This is a genomic window from Pandoraea sp. 64-18, assembly GCF_001899225.1.
In the GTDB taxonomy this organism is placed as follows: domain Bacteria; phylum Pseudomonadota; class Gammaproteobacteria; order Burkholderiales; family Burkholderiaceae; genus Pandoraea; species Pandoraea cepalis.
On sequence record NZ_MKVU01000020.1, the window covers coordinates 593,819 to 607,855 of the forward strand.

The 14,037-nt window shown below is 63.6% G+C and carries 15 protein-coding genes; 12 read left to right on the forward strand and 3 right to left on the reverse strand.

All coding sequences use genetic code 11. From position 1 onward, the window contains the following. Window positions 1-43 precede the first annotated feature (43 nt). The 8 genes from aroQ to BGP02_RS19830 all read left to right on the forward strand — a co-directional run bounded on the left by aroQ (window position 44) and on the right by BGP02_RS19830 (window position 6,587). Window positions 44-490, forward strand: a complete 447-nt coding sequence (gene aroQ / locus BGP02_RS19795; protein ID WP_017231507.1) for a type II 3-dehydroquinate dehydratase — start codon at window positions 44-46, stop codon at window positions 488-490. A 69-nt stretch (window positions 491-559) separates the two neighbouring features. After that, window positions 560-1,021 carry an acetyl-CoA carboxylase biotin carboxyl carrier protein gene (gene accB / locus BGP02_RS19800; protein WP_017231508.1) on the forward strand — a complete coding sequence of 154 codons (462 nt, stop codon included), beginning with the start codon at window positions 560-562 and terminating at the stop codon, window positions 1,019-1,021. A gap of 99 nt (window positions 1,022-1,120) precedes the next feature. Next, on the forward strand, window positions 1,121-2,482 hold the full coding sequence (gene accC / locus BGP02_RS19805; RefSeq protein ID WP_017231509.1) for an acetyl-CoA carboxylase biotin carboxylase subunit: 1,362 nt from the start codon (window positions 1,121-1,123) through the stop codon (window positions 2,480-2,482). 39 nt (window positions 2,483-2,521) lie between these two features. Then, complete coding sequence (gene prmA / locus BGP02_RS19810; RefSeq protein ID WP_017231510.1) at window positions 2,522-3,415, forward strand: 50S ribosomal protein L11 methyltransferase; 894 nt, start codon at window positions 2,522-2,524, stop codon at window positions 3,413-3,415. 48 nt (window positions 3,416-3,463) lie between these two features. Beyond that, on the forward strand, window positions 3,464-4,441 hold the full coding sequence (locus BGP02_RS19815) for a DUF3426 domain-containing protein (protein ID WP_286799068.1): 978 nt from the start codon (window positions 3,464-3,466) through the stop codon (window positions 4,439-4,441). Window positions 4,442-4,473: 32 nt separating this feature from the next. Beyond that, complete coding sequence (gene tpx / locus BGP02_RS19820; protein WP_017231511.1) at window positions 4,474-4,974, forward strand: thiol peroxidase; 501 nt, start codon at window positions 4,474-4,476, stop codon at window positions 4,972-4,974. A gap of 178 nt (window positions 4,975-5,152) precedes the next feature. Continuing rightward, window positions 5,153-6,088, forward strand: coding sequence for a carbohydrate kinase family protein (locus tag BGP02_RS19825; RefSeq protein ID WP_017231512.1), 936 nt, complete (start codon window positions 5,153-5,155; stop codon window positions 6,086-6,088). Between the two features lie 19 nt (window positions 6,089-6,107). Further along, window positions 6,108-6,587: an outer membrane lipoprotein gene (locus BGP02_RS19830; protein ID WP_017231513.1), complete on the forward strand. Its 480-nt coding sequence runs from the start codon at window positions 6,108-6,110 to the stop codon at window positions 6,585-6,587. Window positions 6,588-6,701: 114 nt separating this feature from the next. On the opposite strand, the gene BGP02_RS19835 is transcribed toward BGP02_RS19830, so the two are convergent. Beyond that, on the reverse strand, window positions 6,702-7,313 hold the full coding sequence (locus tag BGP02_RS19835) for a histone H1-like DNA-binding protein (protein ID WP_261939703.1): 612 nt from the start codon (window positions 7,311-7,313) through the stop codon (window positions 6,702-6,704). A gap of 706 nt (window positions 7,314-8,019) precedes the next feature. Further along, complete coding sequence (locus tag BGP02_RS19840) at window positions 8,020-9,162, reverse strand: ribonucleotide-diphosphate reductase subunit beta (RefSeq protein WP_017231515.1); 1,143 nt, start codon at window positions 9,160-9,162, stop codon at window positions 8,020-8,022. A gap of 544 nt (window positions 9,163-9,706) precedes the next feature. Here BGP02_RS19840 and BGP02_RS19845 point away from each other — a divergent pair. Next, the gene (locus BGP02_RS19845) at window positions 9,707-10,669 is read left to right on the forward strand and encodes an aldose epimerase family protein (protein WP_017231516.1); all 963 of its coding nucleotides are present in this window, start codon (window positions 9,707-9,709) and stop codon (window positions 10,667-10,669) included. A gap of 3 nt (window positions 10,670-10,672) precedes the next feature. Here BGP02_RS19845 and BGP02_RS19850 read toward each other — a convergent pair whose 3' ends face one another. Beyond that, on the reverse strand, window positions 10,673-11,578 hold the full coding sequence (locus tag BGP02_RS19850) for a LysR substrate-binding domain-containing protein (RefSeq protein WP_017231517.1): 906 nt from the start codon (window positions 11,576-11,578) through the stop codon (window positions 10,673-10,675). Between the two features lie 214 nt (window positions 11,579-11,792). Here BGP02_RS19850 and BGP02_RS19855 point away from each other — a divergent pair, with 214 nt between their 5' ends. From BGP02_RS19855 to BGP02_RS19865, 3 genes are read left to right on the forward strand one after another with little or no spacing between them, the layout of a single operon-like run. Continuing rightward, window positions 11,793-12,659: a transporter substrate-binding domain-containing protein gene (locus BGP02_RS19855; RefSeq protein ID WP_017231518.1), complete on the forward strand. Its 867-nt coding sequence runs from the start codon at window positions 11,793-11,795 to the stop codon at window positions 12,657-12,659. Window positions 12,660-12,669: 10 nt separating this feature from the next. After that, window positions 12,670-13,335 carry an amino acid ABC transporter permease gene (locus tag BGP02_RS19860; RefSeq protein ID WP_017231519.1) on the forward strand — a complete coding sequence of 222 codons (666 nt, stop codon included), beginning with the start codon at window positions 12,670-12,672 and terminating at the stop codon, window positions 13,333-13,335. A gap of 15 nt (window positions 13,336-13,350) precedes the next feature. Next, on the forward strand, window positions 13,351-14,037 hold the full coding sequence (locus BGP02_RS19865) for an amino acid ABC transporter permease (RefSeq protein WP_017231520.1): 687 nt from the start codon (window positions 13,351-13,353) through the stop codon (window positions 14,035-14,037).

Consider the following 14,037-nt stretch of genomic DNA (forward strand, 5'->3'; position numbering starts at 1 on the left):
CTGGCGTTTAATTGCGCCCAATTTCGTGAAATTTGATTCGCCGATGCCTCACCGCATTCTTGTGCTCCACGGTCCCAATCTCAACCTGCTCGGTACTCGCGAGCCGGCGGTGTACGGTCGTACGACGCTGGCCGACATCGACGCGGCGCTCGAGGCGCAAGCCAAGGCGGCAGGTGCTGAGGTGACGACATTCCAGAGCAATCACGAAGGCGCACTGGTTGACCGGATTCAGGCGGCACGCGACGCGTCGATCGACTTCATCGTCATCAACCCTGCCGCCTACACGCATACCAGCGTGGCGATGCGCGACGCGCTGGCCGGCGTGGGCATTCCGTTCGTCGAGGTGCATCTCTCGAACGTCCATGCCCGTGAGGCCTTTCGGCATCACTCGTACTTTTCCGATATTGCGCAAGGCGTGATCTGCGGCCTGGGCTGGCGCGGCTACACCTTCGCACTCGAATTTGCCCTGCGGCGACTCGCCGGCGGGTAGCCGTCTCATCCCCTATTTCCCCTCGCGGGGGGTGCCCCCGCGTCGATACCGAATTAAGGAGCTTCCTTCATGGATTTGCGCAAACTCAAGACGTTGATCGACCTCGTGGCCGAATCGGGTATTTCCGAACTCGAAGTCACCGAAGGCGAAGGCAAGGTCCGCATCGTCAAGGCGCCGCCCCAACTGATCGCCGCCCCGATGCAGATGGCCATGCCGGCAGCCTACCCGCAGGTTGCCGCGCAAGCGCCGGCGGCAGCGCCCGCCGCACCGGCACCGGTTGCCCCGGTCCTGCCGCAAGGTCACATCGTCACGTCGCCGATGGTCGGTACCTTCTACCGCGCCCCGTCGCCGGGCGCCGATCCGTTTGCGCAGGTCGGCGACTCGGTCAAGGAAGGCCAGACGCTGTGCATCATCGAAGCGATGAAGCTGCTCAACGAGATCGAGTCGGACAAGACCGGCGTGATCAAGGAAATCCTCGTCGAGAACGGTCAGGCCGTGGAATACGGTCAACCGCTGTTCGTGATCGGCTAATGCCGGTTGTCGGACGCCCCGCCCGCGCGGCCAAATGCCGCCCGGCGACACGAGGCGTCCGGCCCCGCTCCTCTCCCCCTACGGGCAGGACTGCACATAATGTTTGAAAAAATCCTCATCGCCAACCGCGGCGAAATCGCTCTGCGCGTTCAGCGCGCGTGCCGCGAGATGGGCATCAAGACCGTGGTCGTCTACTCCGAAGCCGACAAGGAAGCGAAGTACGTCAAGCTCGCGGACGAAGCCGTCTGTATCGGACCGGCGCCCTCGCCGCTGAGCTATCTGAACATGCCGGCGCTCATCAGCGCGGCGGAAGTCACCGACGCCCAGGCCATCCACCCGGGTTACGGCTTCCTCTCCGAGAACGCCGACTTCGCCGAACGTGTCGAGCAATCGGGCTTCACGTTTATCGGCCCACGCCCCGACACCATTCGTCTGATGGGCGACAAGGTCTCGGCCAAGCAGACGATGATCAAGACCGGCGTGCCGTGCGTGCCGGGTTCGGAAGGCGCGTTGCCCGATGATCCGAAGGAAATCGTGCGTGTTGCACGCCAGGTCGGCTATCCGGTGATCATCAAGGCCGCCGGCGGCGGCGGCGGTCGCGGCATGCGCGTGGTGCACACGGAAGCGGCACTGGTGAACGCGGTCAACATGACCCGTGAAGAAGCCGGCCGCGCCTTCGGCAATCCGGAAGTCTATATGGAGAAGTTCCTCGAGAACCCGCGCCATATCGAAATCCAGATCCTCGCCGACAAGCACAAGAACGCCGTCTGGCTGGGTGAGCGCGACTGCTCGATGCAGCGCCGTCACCAGAAGGTGATCGAAGAGGCGACCGCCCCGCTGATTCCGCGCCGCCTGATCGAGCGCATCGGCGATCGCTGCGCCGATGCCTGCAAGAAGATGGGCTACGTCGGCGCCGGCACGTTCGAATTCCTGTTCGAGAACGGTGAGTTCTACTTCATCGAAATGAACACGCGTGTGCAGGTCGAACACCCGGTCACGGAAATGATCACCGGTGTCGATATCGTGCAGGAACAGATTCGCATTGCGGCCGGCGAGAAGCTCGCCTTCCGTCAGCGCGACATCCAGTTCCAGGGTCACGCGATCGAGTGCCGTATCAACGCCGAAGATCCGTTCAAGTTCACGCCGTCGCCCGGTCGCATTACCGCCTGGCACATGCCGGGGGGCCCCGGCATCCGCGTCGACTCGCACGCCTATAACGGCTACTTCGTGCCGCCGAACTACGATTCGATGATCGGCAAGCTGATCGCCTACGGAGCAACGCGCGATCAGGCCATCCGTCGCATGCGTGTCGCGCTGTCGGAAATCGTGATCGAAGGTATCCAGACGAACATTCCGCTGCACCGGGAACTGATGCTCGACGCCAAGTTTGTCGAAGGCGGCACGAGCATCCATTATCTGGAACACAAGCTGGCGCAGAAATCTGCCGTCGGCGGCAACTGAGCTGTTCATCAGCCGTTTATCAGCAGGAAATCACTCGCCATGTATCGCGAACTCGTCGTAGAAGTTGCCCGCGCCCAAGCCGAGGCCCTGTCGGACGCCCTGCTCGATCTGGGCGTGCTGTCGGTCTCCGTGGAAGATGCGGATGCCGACACGCCCGACGAGCAACCGATGTTCGGCGAGCCGGGCCTGACCCCGCCCGACACCGCGTGGCAACACTCGCGCGTGGTCGCGCTGGTGGGGGAAGACCAGGACGCCGCCGTGCTGCTCGCGGCGGCCGTCAACGAATTGGGGCTCACCGAGTCGCCCGCGTTCACGTTGCGCGACGTAGAAGAACAGGACTGGGTGCGCCTGACGCAATCGCAGTTTGAGCCCATACAGATCGGCCAGCGTATCTGGGTCGTGCCGTCGTGGCACGACGCCCCGGACGCCGATGCGCTTATCCTCGAACTCGATCCGGGCCTCGCGTTCGGGACCGGCAGCCACCCGACCACGCGGCTGTGCATGGAGTGGCTCGAACAGCACGTTGAGGCGGGTCAGTCGTTGCTCGACTACGGCTGCGGCTCGGGCATTCTGGCCATTCTGGCGCGCAAGTGCGGCGCCGATCCGGTCGTCGGTATCGACATCGATCCGCAGGCCGTCGAGTCTGCCCGCTATAACAGTGAGCGCAATCACGCGAGCGTCGAATACGGACTGCCCGCCGACCTGCGCGACGGTCAATTCAATATCGTGGTCGCCAACATCCTGTCGAATCCGCTCAAACTGCTCGCGTCGATGCTGACATCGCGCGTGGCACCGGGCGGACGGCTCGCGCTGTCTGGCGTGTTGGAGCGGCAAGCGGACGAGGTGATCGCCGCCTACGCCCCCTATATGAAGATGTCGGTCTGGCGTGCTCACGATGGCTGGGTCTGCCTGCACGGGCAGGCCGCCGGCTAGTCGCCCACGACGCGCCGAGTCTTCGGGTCCTCGCCCTCGAATCCCCCGATGCCCTCGACTCCCATGGCCCAGTCCTCGCGCGTTCTCGCTACTCGCTGCCCTCACTGCCATACCGTCTTTCGCGTCGTGGCGGATCAGCTCAAGCTGCGCGACGGTCTCGTGCGCTGCGGCAACTGTCGTGAAGTATTCGACGGACATGCCTACCTGTGCGAGCCGCCCGGCGAGGAGAACGAGGCGGAGGCCGCGCCCGCCGAACGCCCCCCGGTGCCCGAGATGCTCACGCCCACGGCGATCGCTGCACTGCTGGGCACGCCGGACGAGAGCCTGGCGCAGATGCGACATGGCCCGGGTCGCTACATCGATGACGACGATGCCACAGTTCTTGTGGCGCCCACTGCGTCCATGACGTCGTCAGCTTCCGTCGCGTCTGCCGACTCGCCGACGTCCGTTGCTCTTGCCGGACAGGCACGTCGCCCCCGCGTCGGTCGCGTGATCTGGCGTGCGCTGATCGCGCTGGCCGTCGTCGGTCTGATCGCCCAGTGGGCGTGGGTCGAGCGCGCCGCACTCGTCGATCGCGTGCCGGCGTTGCGCGGCGTGTTCGCGACGCTCGGACGCCCGATGCATGTGCCGATCGCGCCGCCGCGTCAGCCGGACAAGGTTCAGATCTCGAGCGTGACGCTGGTCACCGACGCGCCCGGCACGACCGACGCGAGTGACGCGAGCGACGCGACAACCGGTACGCCAGCGAGCGCCCCGGCCTCAGACGACGCCGTGCCAATGACGCTCACCGTGTTCATGCGCAATCAAGCGGACTATGCCGTGGCCTGGCCGTCGCTCGAACTCACGCTGTCGGACATCGACGGCAAGCCGGTCGTGCGACGCGTGTTTTCGGCGAGCGACTACGTCACCGATACAGCGCAGCATGACGCCGGTCTGGCGCCACACAACGAACGCACGATTCGGTTACGATTGACGGCGCAGGCAGCGCTAGCCAGTAACTATCGGGTGCTCGCGTTCTATCCGTGATAGCGCTGTTGCACTCAACCTAGGAGATATTGATGTCCCAAGTCACACTCGGGGGCAACCCCATAGAAGTCGACGGCCAGTTCCCGCAAAAGGGGCAGACCGCTCCGGCTTTTTCGCTGGTCAATGCCAAGTTGCAGGACGTCTCGCTCGACGATTTCGCGGGCAAGCGCAAGGTGCTCAACATCGTGCCGAGCCTCGACACGCCGACCTGCGCCACCTCGACCCGCAAGTTCAACGAAGCGGCGGGCAAGCTCGAGAACACGGTCGTGCTCGTGATCTCGGCTGACCTGCCGTTCGCCATGAGCCGTTTCTGCGCGACCGAAGGCCTGAACAACGTGGTCACGCTCTCGACCATGCGTGGCCGCGAGTTCCTCAAGCATTACGGCGTGGCAATCACCACCGGCCCGCTCGCCGGCGTGTCGGCCCGTGCCGTTGTCGTGCTCGACGCCGATAACCGCGTCGTCCACGCCGAACTCGTGCCCGAGATCAAGAACGAGCCGAACTACGACGCCGCGCTGGCCGCGTTGTCGTAAGCCATCGCCCCTCGGCGTATCGCTGGCCCGCCCGGTAAAACCGGTGCGCGCCAGATGGCAGTTCCCGTGCCGGTGCGGCAAATGCACCGGCCCGTTTTTAGCATGACCTGGCAGCGCGACTGGCCAACCGTCTGCCCTCCCAGATTGGCCCCGCTTACCTTTCGCAAGGATCTCCCCCGTGACTACCGTGATCTGCGGCTCGCTCGCCTACGACAACATCATGACGTTCGAAGGCCGCTTCGGCGAGCACATCCTGCCCGATCAGGTACACATCCTGAACGTCAGCTTCCTCGTGCCGACGATGCGCCGCAACTTCGGCGGCTGCGCCGGCAACATTGGCTACAGCCTGCATCTGCTGGGCGGCTCGCCGGTCGTCATGGCCACCGTCGGCGAAGATGGCGCGCCCTACGTCGAGCGCTTCCAGTCGCTCGGCATGACGACGGAATTCGTTCGCGTGGTCGCGGACAGCATGACCGCCAATGCGATGATCACGACCGATCTGGACAACAACCAGATCACCGCCTTCCACCCGGGGGCGATGATGTTCTCGTCGCGCAACCGCGTGGCCGATGTCAGCGGCGCGACGCTCGGCATCGTTGCCCCCGACGCCCCCGACGCCATGCTCACTCACGCCGAAGGCTTCGCCGCCGCCGGGGTGCCGTTCCTGTTCGATCCGGGTCAGGGCCTGCCGTTGCTCTCGCCTGAGGCCCTGCGTCGCATGGTGGAACTCGCCACATACCTCGCGGTCAACGACTACGAAGCCAAGCTCCTCTGCACGAAGACCGGCTGGTCGATGGACGACCTCCAGTCGCGTGTCGAGGCGCTGGTCGTGACGCGCGGAGAACACGGCGCGCTGATCTTCGCCGGCGGCAAGCAACACGACATTCCCGCCGTCAAAGCCAAGCGAGTCGTCGACCCCACCGGATGCGGCGACGCCTTCCGGGGCGGGTTGCTGTACGGTATCGAAAAGGGCCTCGACTGGCCCACCGCCGGCCGTCTGGCGAGCCTGATGGGTTCGCTCAAGATTGCCGAGCAAGGTCCGCAGACTTACGCGCCGACGCGCGCCGAGATCGAGGCGCAATATGAAGCCGCGTTCGGCTACCGCTTCGTTTGATTTCAGGATAAACACAACGATGGCACGACTGACCACACCCTTCCTTATTCTCACCGCCGCAGCGTCGCTCTCCCTGTCCGCCTGCACGGCGTTCGGTCCGAGCAATTCCGCGAGTGTCTACAACAGCCGCCAAGCACAACGCGAGCAGGTGGTGCGCATGGGCACCGTCGAATCGGTGCGCCCGGTCACGATCGATAGCAGCAACGGCGATCCGGGGATTCTCGGCGTGGTGGGCGGCGGTGCGCTGGGCGCCGTCGGCGGCAGCGCCATTGGTGGCGGTCGCGGCTCGATCGCGACGGGCATCATCGGCGGCCTGTTGGGTGCGGTTGCGGGGCAAGCCGTCGAAAACCGAATGAGCAAGAAGGCGGGCCTGGAGATTACCGTGCGACTCGACAACGGCGAGCTGCGCGCCATCACACAGGATGCGGACGAAGCATTCCAGCCGGGTCAGCGCGTGCGTCTGCTCTCAAGCGGCGGCGTCACGCGCGTGACGCACTAAGGCCGCATGAAAAAACCCGCTGCGACGATCACTCATCACAGCGGGTTTCGGATCGAGTAGGCCTACTCGATCAAAAGACACCTAAGTGCCTTGGTTCCTGCTTCGGCACTCGAATTACGGACGGCTGCCGGTCGGGAACGGCCATGCCGCTGCCGGATTCAGCGCCGTCTTCGGTGCTGCTGCCGGTGCTGCAGCCGGGGCCGCAGCAGGCTTGGCGGCGACCTTCTTGACGGCCGGCTTCTTCGCCGCCGCAGCAGGCTTCTTCGCCGCCGGCTTCTTCGCCGCAACCTTCTTCACGGCAGCCTTCTTCGCGGCCGGCTTCTTGGCGGCAACCTTCTTCACCGCTGCCTTCTTCGCAACCGGCTTCTTGGCGGCAACCTTCTTCACTGCTGCCTTCTTGGCGACCGGCTTCTTGGCGGCAACCTTCTTCACCGCTGCCTTCTTGGCAACCGGCTTCTTGGCGGCAACCTTCTTCACCGCTGCCTTCTTGGCGACCGGCTTCTTGGCGGCAACCTTCTTCACCGCAACCTTCTTGGCTGCCGGCTTCTTGGCGGCGACCTTCTTCGCTGCCGGCTTCTTGGCGGCGACAGCCTTCTTCGCTACCGGCTTCTTGGCGGCAACAGCCTTCTTCGCGACAGGCTTCTTGGCGGCGGCAGCCTTCTTCGCTACCGGCTTCTTGGCAACAGCCTTCTTGGCTGCGGGTTTTTTCTTAGCAGTAGTAGCCATCACTTTGCTCCTTAACGTGAGAGATCACTCAAACAAAACCACCTGAGAAGGAAACCCGACCACCATGCGGCGAACCGCCGGCGAGCGGGCTATTCATCGGCGTACGCATCGGACTTCGACGGCTTACGCTAATGAATTCGGCGCTGCGCGCATGACGCTGACCGTGAGTGGTCACGCGCGCAAAAAAATTGCCGGCGACATTGCCGCCAGCAATTCGATTGTCTTGAGAAAGGGGATTCGCCAGATTCTTCGGGGGGTAGCTTGCCTGTCCCGTCATCGGGAGGGAGGAGATTGCGATAGCGGATAAGCGATACTGCTTGCTATGCACCAAGGTTTTTACGCTCCGTAACTACCAGCTCTCTGTCGCGGGAGGAAAGCAATGTGCTTTCGTGTGTTCATCGAGACTGCAATTTATTTGAGCGAATCATAATTCTTTTGTGATGCGATGTTAATACTTTGCGCGTAAAAAATCGCACAACGTTCGCAACGAAGAAGTCAATCTGTTGTATTTGATGCACATGGTGTTCGCATGTCGACGCGTGCGAAGCGAGCGTAACGACGTGCGAGTGAGGATGATGTGCATGACGCGCACAGTCTCTTCGACTTGTTTTGCTGGCGCTCACGCGCGCCACGCGCGCTCACACCATCCTCTCGAAACCCGCATGGATACTGGCTTTGCAGCCAGCATCCAAATTTCACTTACTGCTTAGTCCCAGCTCAGCGCGCCACCAGTCTGGTATTCGATCACTCGCGTTTCGAAGAAGTTGCGCTCCTTCTTCAGATCGATCATCTCGCTCATCCACGGGAACGGATTTTCTTCGTTCGGATAGAGCGCCTCGAGACCAATTTGGGAACAGCGACGGTTCGCGATGAAGCGCAGATAGCTCTTGAACATGCCCGCGTTCAGACCGAGCACGCCGCGCGGCATCGTATCTTCAGCGTAGCGATACTCCAGCTCGACCGCCTTCTTGAACAGCTCGCGAATCTCTTCGCGGAACTCCGGCGTCCAGAGGTTCGGGTTTTCCAGCTTCACCTGGTTGATCAGATCGATGCCGAAGTTGCAGTGCATCGACTCGTCGCGCAGGATGTATTGATATTGCTCTGCAGCACCGGTCATCTTGTTCTGCCGACCCAGCGCGAGAATCTGCGTGAAGCCGACGTAGAAGAACAGCCCTTCCATGATGCACGCAAACACGATGAGCGAGCGCAGCAGCTTCTGGTCGGCTTCCTGCGTGCCGGTCTGGAACGACGGATCCGCCACCACTTCGATGAACGGGAGCAGGAATTCGTCCTTGTCGCGAATCGACGGCACTTCGTGATACGCGTTGAAGATCTCGCCTTCGTCCAACCCCAGGCTCTCGACGATGTACTGATAGGCGTGCGTGTGGATCGCCTCTTCGAAGGCCTGACGCAGCAGGAACTGGCGGCACTCCGGTGCGGTGATGTGGCGATACGTGCCGAGCACGATGTTGTTCGCCGCGAGCGAGTCGGCCGTCACGAAGAAGCCGAGATTGCGCTTGATGATGCGGCGCTCGTCCTCGGTCAGACCGTTCGGATCTTTCCACAGGGCGATGTCGCGCGACATGTTGATTTCCTGCGGCATCCAGTGGTTCGCGCAACCGGCCAGATACTTCTCCCAGGCCCACTTGTACTTGAAGGGCACCAGTTGATTCACATCCGTGGTGCCGTTGATCACGCGCTTGTCGGAGGCGCTCACGCGACGCGTCGACTGCGAGGCGATCACAGTCGGGGTTTCCCCTTGCGTGCCCAGCACGTTCGACGCGGCAACCGGAGCCGCGGTGGGGGCAGCCGAGTTGGCCGTGGTGGTGTCTTCTTCCCAGTTCAGCATAGGGTCTCAGTCCGTTCAGGTTGATGCGATGCACACACGCGCGCACATCGCCGAAGTGACAGATCAGCCGTCCGCGTGCGAAGGCTGACAAAAAATTTGCGATCCGGCGGCCGGCAAGCGATCACCGGGAGCACGAAGTCCACCGGGAGCATTGCCATATTTCGGGGGTGATGCAGATGCGCAATTGCGCAGTTTTGAACAACAACGCCGACGCGAGAGCTGCAACAACATCCTGACCTCCCGACGTCGAATGGAATGCCTCCAATTTAGCACAATTACGTCACTCGTTCCAGCATGCAACACTATATCTAGTGCCGCACTGCACGATGACCACTATACCTAGTGTTTGGCAACATCTCCCGAGTGCCGGGCGGCCGGGCTTGCGGGACCGGCATCTTGCCATGAAACGGCGCCGCACGACAGCGCTGATGGTGCGTCGAGGGGGGGCGCTGCGTCGCATTGGCGTATCCTGTCGCGACGGCGAACCGGAACGACAGATTCCGGCGCACGCCACTTCTGAACGTCGATGAAGGAGATACCGACGATGACATTCCCAGGCGCCGACGGCGCACCGGCGTCGGCCGGTTCGTCAGGCCCGACACCGCTCACGCTCACCCCCGGCAAACCGATCCGCCTCGCGGCGGGCGCGCTCGTGGCCGAGGTTCAACCGGGCTGCGGGGCGCGGCTCGCACGACTGGCTCGGCGCGACACGCACGGTGACGTTTTCGACTACCTTGTGCCGCTCGGCAACGACCCATTCTCGTCGGACGAATGGCCGAAGGCCGGCGCCTTTCCGATGCTGCCGTATACCAACATGCTGCGCGACGACACGCTGCACTGGCGCGAGCGCGCGATCGTCGCTCGCGAGACGCCGGCCGCATCGAGTTCGCTGCACGGCTGGGGGCTGCGTCGCGCGTGGGATGTCGTCGACGAGAGCCCGCACTGTTGCGTGCTCCAACTCGACAGTCCCGCGCAACCCGAATGGCCGTGGCACTATCAGGCGTATCTCTCGGTGACGCTCGACGCACTCGGCGTCGACATGCAACTGTCGATCACCAATCTCTCGACGCAGGATATGCCCGCCGGGCTCGGGCTACATCCCTACTTTCAGTGGCCTGCCGGCTCGCGCCTGACGTTCGAAGCGGAGGCGATCTGGCGTTCGCCGTCGGAGGACATCCGATGGCCGAGCGAGCAACGCGTTCACGTCGGTGAGATCGAGGTCGTGTCTGTCGGCGGCGGACTCGATACCGAGGGGCGGTCCACCTGGTTCGCCGAAGCTCCGGTCGAGTCGGGGCGATTCGACGCGCGCCTCGACTACGCCGGCGGCCTGCGCTCGGCCACGGTGCGCAGCAGCGACGCCAGCTGGCTCGTGGTGCACTCTCCCGCCGGACGTCCCTACCTCTGTCTGGAACCGTCGACGCATCGGGTCGGCGCGTTCGACGACGATCACGTAGTCGTGGCGCACGGGCAAACGCTCGATCTGTCGATGCGTATCGATCTGGCCTGAGGACTAGGCGACAGGCGTGTCGCCTCCCACCACGGCGCGCAACGTGTCCGCAAAGCGCTGCGCCAGCAAGCTTTGCGGCGCGTGCAGCGGTCGCAGCAAGTGCGTCGTGAACGGCACGTCCGGCACGAACCGCCGATAGTCGAGGAGGCCGCGCCCCGCATAGGCCCGCGCGACCGACTCGCTCACGATGCTCACACCCAACCCGCCAGCAACCATCGCGCACACCGTCGCTTCGTACGGCGTTTCAAGTTCCTTGTGACGTAGCGTGACGCCTGCCTCACGAAAGCGTTGATCGATCCTCATGCGCGTTCCGTCGACGAGTGACAGCGCGATGAACGGCTCGTATTCGAGATCGGCAGGAGTGACGATATCGCGCTCGCCCAACCGATGCCCGGCCGGAAAAGCGCAAACACCGGCCACGTCGCGAATCGTCGTCGCCTCGATACCCGACACGTCGCGGCTGACATAAGCCACCACGCCGAGGTCGCAAAACTGAGACGCGACCCATTGCGCCACGCGCGGCGAATCGTTGGTGAGCAGCGAGACGGCCACGCCTGGATGCGCTTCGCGAAACCGACGAATGACCTCCGGCATTTGCGTGAGCGCAATCGACGGCACCGCGCCGACGCGCAACCGGCCTGTCCCCGAGCGTCGAATCTGTGCAGCCGAATCCTCCAGACTCTTCAGACTCACGAACGCACGCTCGACGTCGCGAAACAACTCGGCGCCCTCGTCCGTCAGCTGCAGCCGCCCGTTGATCCGCTCGAACAGCCGGAACCCGACGCTCTGCTCGAGTTGCCCGACCAAGCGACTGATATTCGGCTGCGACGTATGCAACGCATCCGCCGCCGCCGTCATCGACCCGGTCTGGATCACCGCCCTGAACGCTTCCACCTGCTTGAACTTCATTGTCGTTGGCTCTCGACTGCCCGGAAACACCCGTGAATGCCGCGTGCCCGGGGGTATATCAGGAATGTATGGACTCGTATTGTATTGTGATTTTTAAGAATGCAACCGTCTCGCTACACTCGTTGGCATCCCGTCCGGGCACCGTCAAGGCATCGTCTCTCACCGCCCACGACGCCCTGGCCGTCCACGTGCCGTTCCGCTTGAGGAGCTATCGATGTCACGCCTGCGCCGTTCGTTCTTTACCGCCCTTGCCGCCTCCGCCACCGTGATGGTCATGTCAACCATCGTCGCGCGCCCTGCCCGCGCCGCGCCGGGCGACTTGCCGACGCTGCCGGCAGACATCAAGGCGCAAGGTCAGTTGCGCGTCGGCGTGCGTTGTGACCAGCCGCCCTATGGCTACCAGGACAGCAGCGGCGCATTCGCAGGCGTCGAAGTCGAGATGGGCCGCCAGATCGCCGAGTGGGCGTTCGGCGCGAAGGACAAGGCCGTATTCACCTGCGTGACGGCCGAGAACCGTGTCCCGCAGTTGCTCGGCCGCAAGGTCGACCTGCTCATCGCCACGCTCGGCGTCACTCCCGAGCGCGCCCGCGTGATCGATTTCACCCAACCGTACCGTTGGGGCGCCAGCGACGTGGTGGTGCGTCGCGACGGCGGCATCCGGACGCTCGCCGACCTCAAGGGCAAGACGCTCGTCGCGCTCAAGGGGTCGGTGCAGGCGAAGTGGTTCGAGGACCATATGCCCGACGTCAAGATGCTCCGCCTGAATACAGCGGCCGACGCCATGCAGACCTTCCGCCAGGGTCGTGCCGACGCCTACACGCACGACGCCGCCACGCTCGTAGTCGCAGCCGCCAAGGATCCCGACGCCAGATTGCTCGGCCAGTACTTCCAGATTTCCGACGCGGCCATCGGCGTGCGCAAGAACGAGACTGCCTGGCGCGACTATCTGTCGGCCGCCATCGCGCGCATGCGCTACGAAGGCCGCTTCGTGCAGTGGGTCAAGCTCAGCGTGCCCGAATCGATCCGCAGCTATTACCTCGCGGTGTTCCAGCAGGGACGCCCGAAGGAAACCGCGCAATAAGGCGGCCCCCATGGATTTCGACGTCGCCTATCTCATCGCTCAATGGCCCGCGCTTTGGCGCGGTGCACTGATGACGCTCGAAGTGTCGGTCATCGCCATCGTCTGCTCGGCGCTGATCGGCATCGCGGGCTGCGCCATCCGGATCTTCCGCGTGCCCGTGCTCTCCCCCATGGTCACCGGCTACGTGGAGCTGATGCGCAACACACCGATCCTCGTGCAGTTGTTCTTCATCTTCTATGGCTTGCCCGCGATCGGCCTCAGCCTGTCGTTATTCAGCTCCGGCGTGCTGTGCCTGTCGCTGTGGGCCGGGGCCTACCAGATCGAGAACCTGCGAGGCGGCATGGCGGCCGTCGGGCGGCGCATGTACGAATCGTGCCACGCCCTCTCGCTGCGACCATGGCACTACTTCACGCTGATCGCACTGCCCATCGCCGTGCGACATGCGCTGCCCGGCATGCTCAATACCGCGATCTCACTGCTCAAGAACTCGTCGTATCTGCAGGCCATCGGGCTCATGGAGCTGACGTTCGTCGCTGTCGACCGCATTGCCACGGACTTTCGCCCGCTCGAGATGTTCAGCGCCATCCTCGTGCTGTACCTCGGCATGGTCGCGGTGCTCGCCCTGCTCGCACACCGGCTCTCGGCCTGGCTGCAACGGCCGTTCCGAACCCATTGAGGCCAGTGATCCACCATGAATGTCATTCTTGAAAACTGGCTCGTCATTGCCAAGGGGCTACGCATGACGCTTGCGCTGGCCGGCGCGGTGCTCGCCTGCACGACCGTGATCTCGCTCGTGCTCGGCGTGCTCGCCACGCTGCCCAACCGCTGGCTGAAGCTCGCCATCCACGGCTATGTCGAGCTGTTTCGCTCGATTCCCCTCATCGTCAACGTGTTCTGCGTGTTCTTTGTCGCACCGATGTTCGGTCTCGACCTGAGCCCGTTCGTCGCGGCCACGGTCGGGCTGTCGCTGTGGGGCGGTGCCAACGGCACGGTGGTGGTCTCGGGCGGTATCGCATCGGTGCCCCCGCATCAGTGGAAAAGCGCCGCCGCGCTCGGCTTGCGACGCTGGCAAATCTATCGCTACGTGATCGGCCCCCAGTCGATGGGCGCGATCCTGCCGGCCTACACCGGACTGCTCACGCTGCTCGTCCAGTCGACCGCACTCGGCGCGTTGATCGGCGTTGGCGAATTCCTCAAGGTCAGCCAGAACATCATCGAGCGCGCCACGATCATGCAGGGCCAGAACCCCGCCTTCGAGGTCTATGGCCTCGTGCTCGCCGTCTATTTCGTCATCTGCTCAGCGTTCAGCGCGCTGTCCCGTTACCTCGAACGCCGCCTGCAACGCGAGCGCGTTCGCCCGCTCTCTACACAAGGTTGA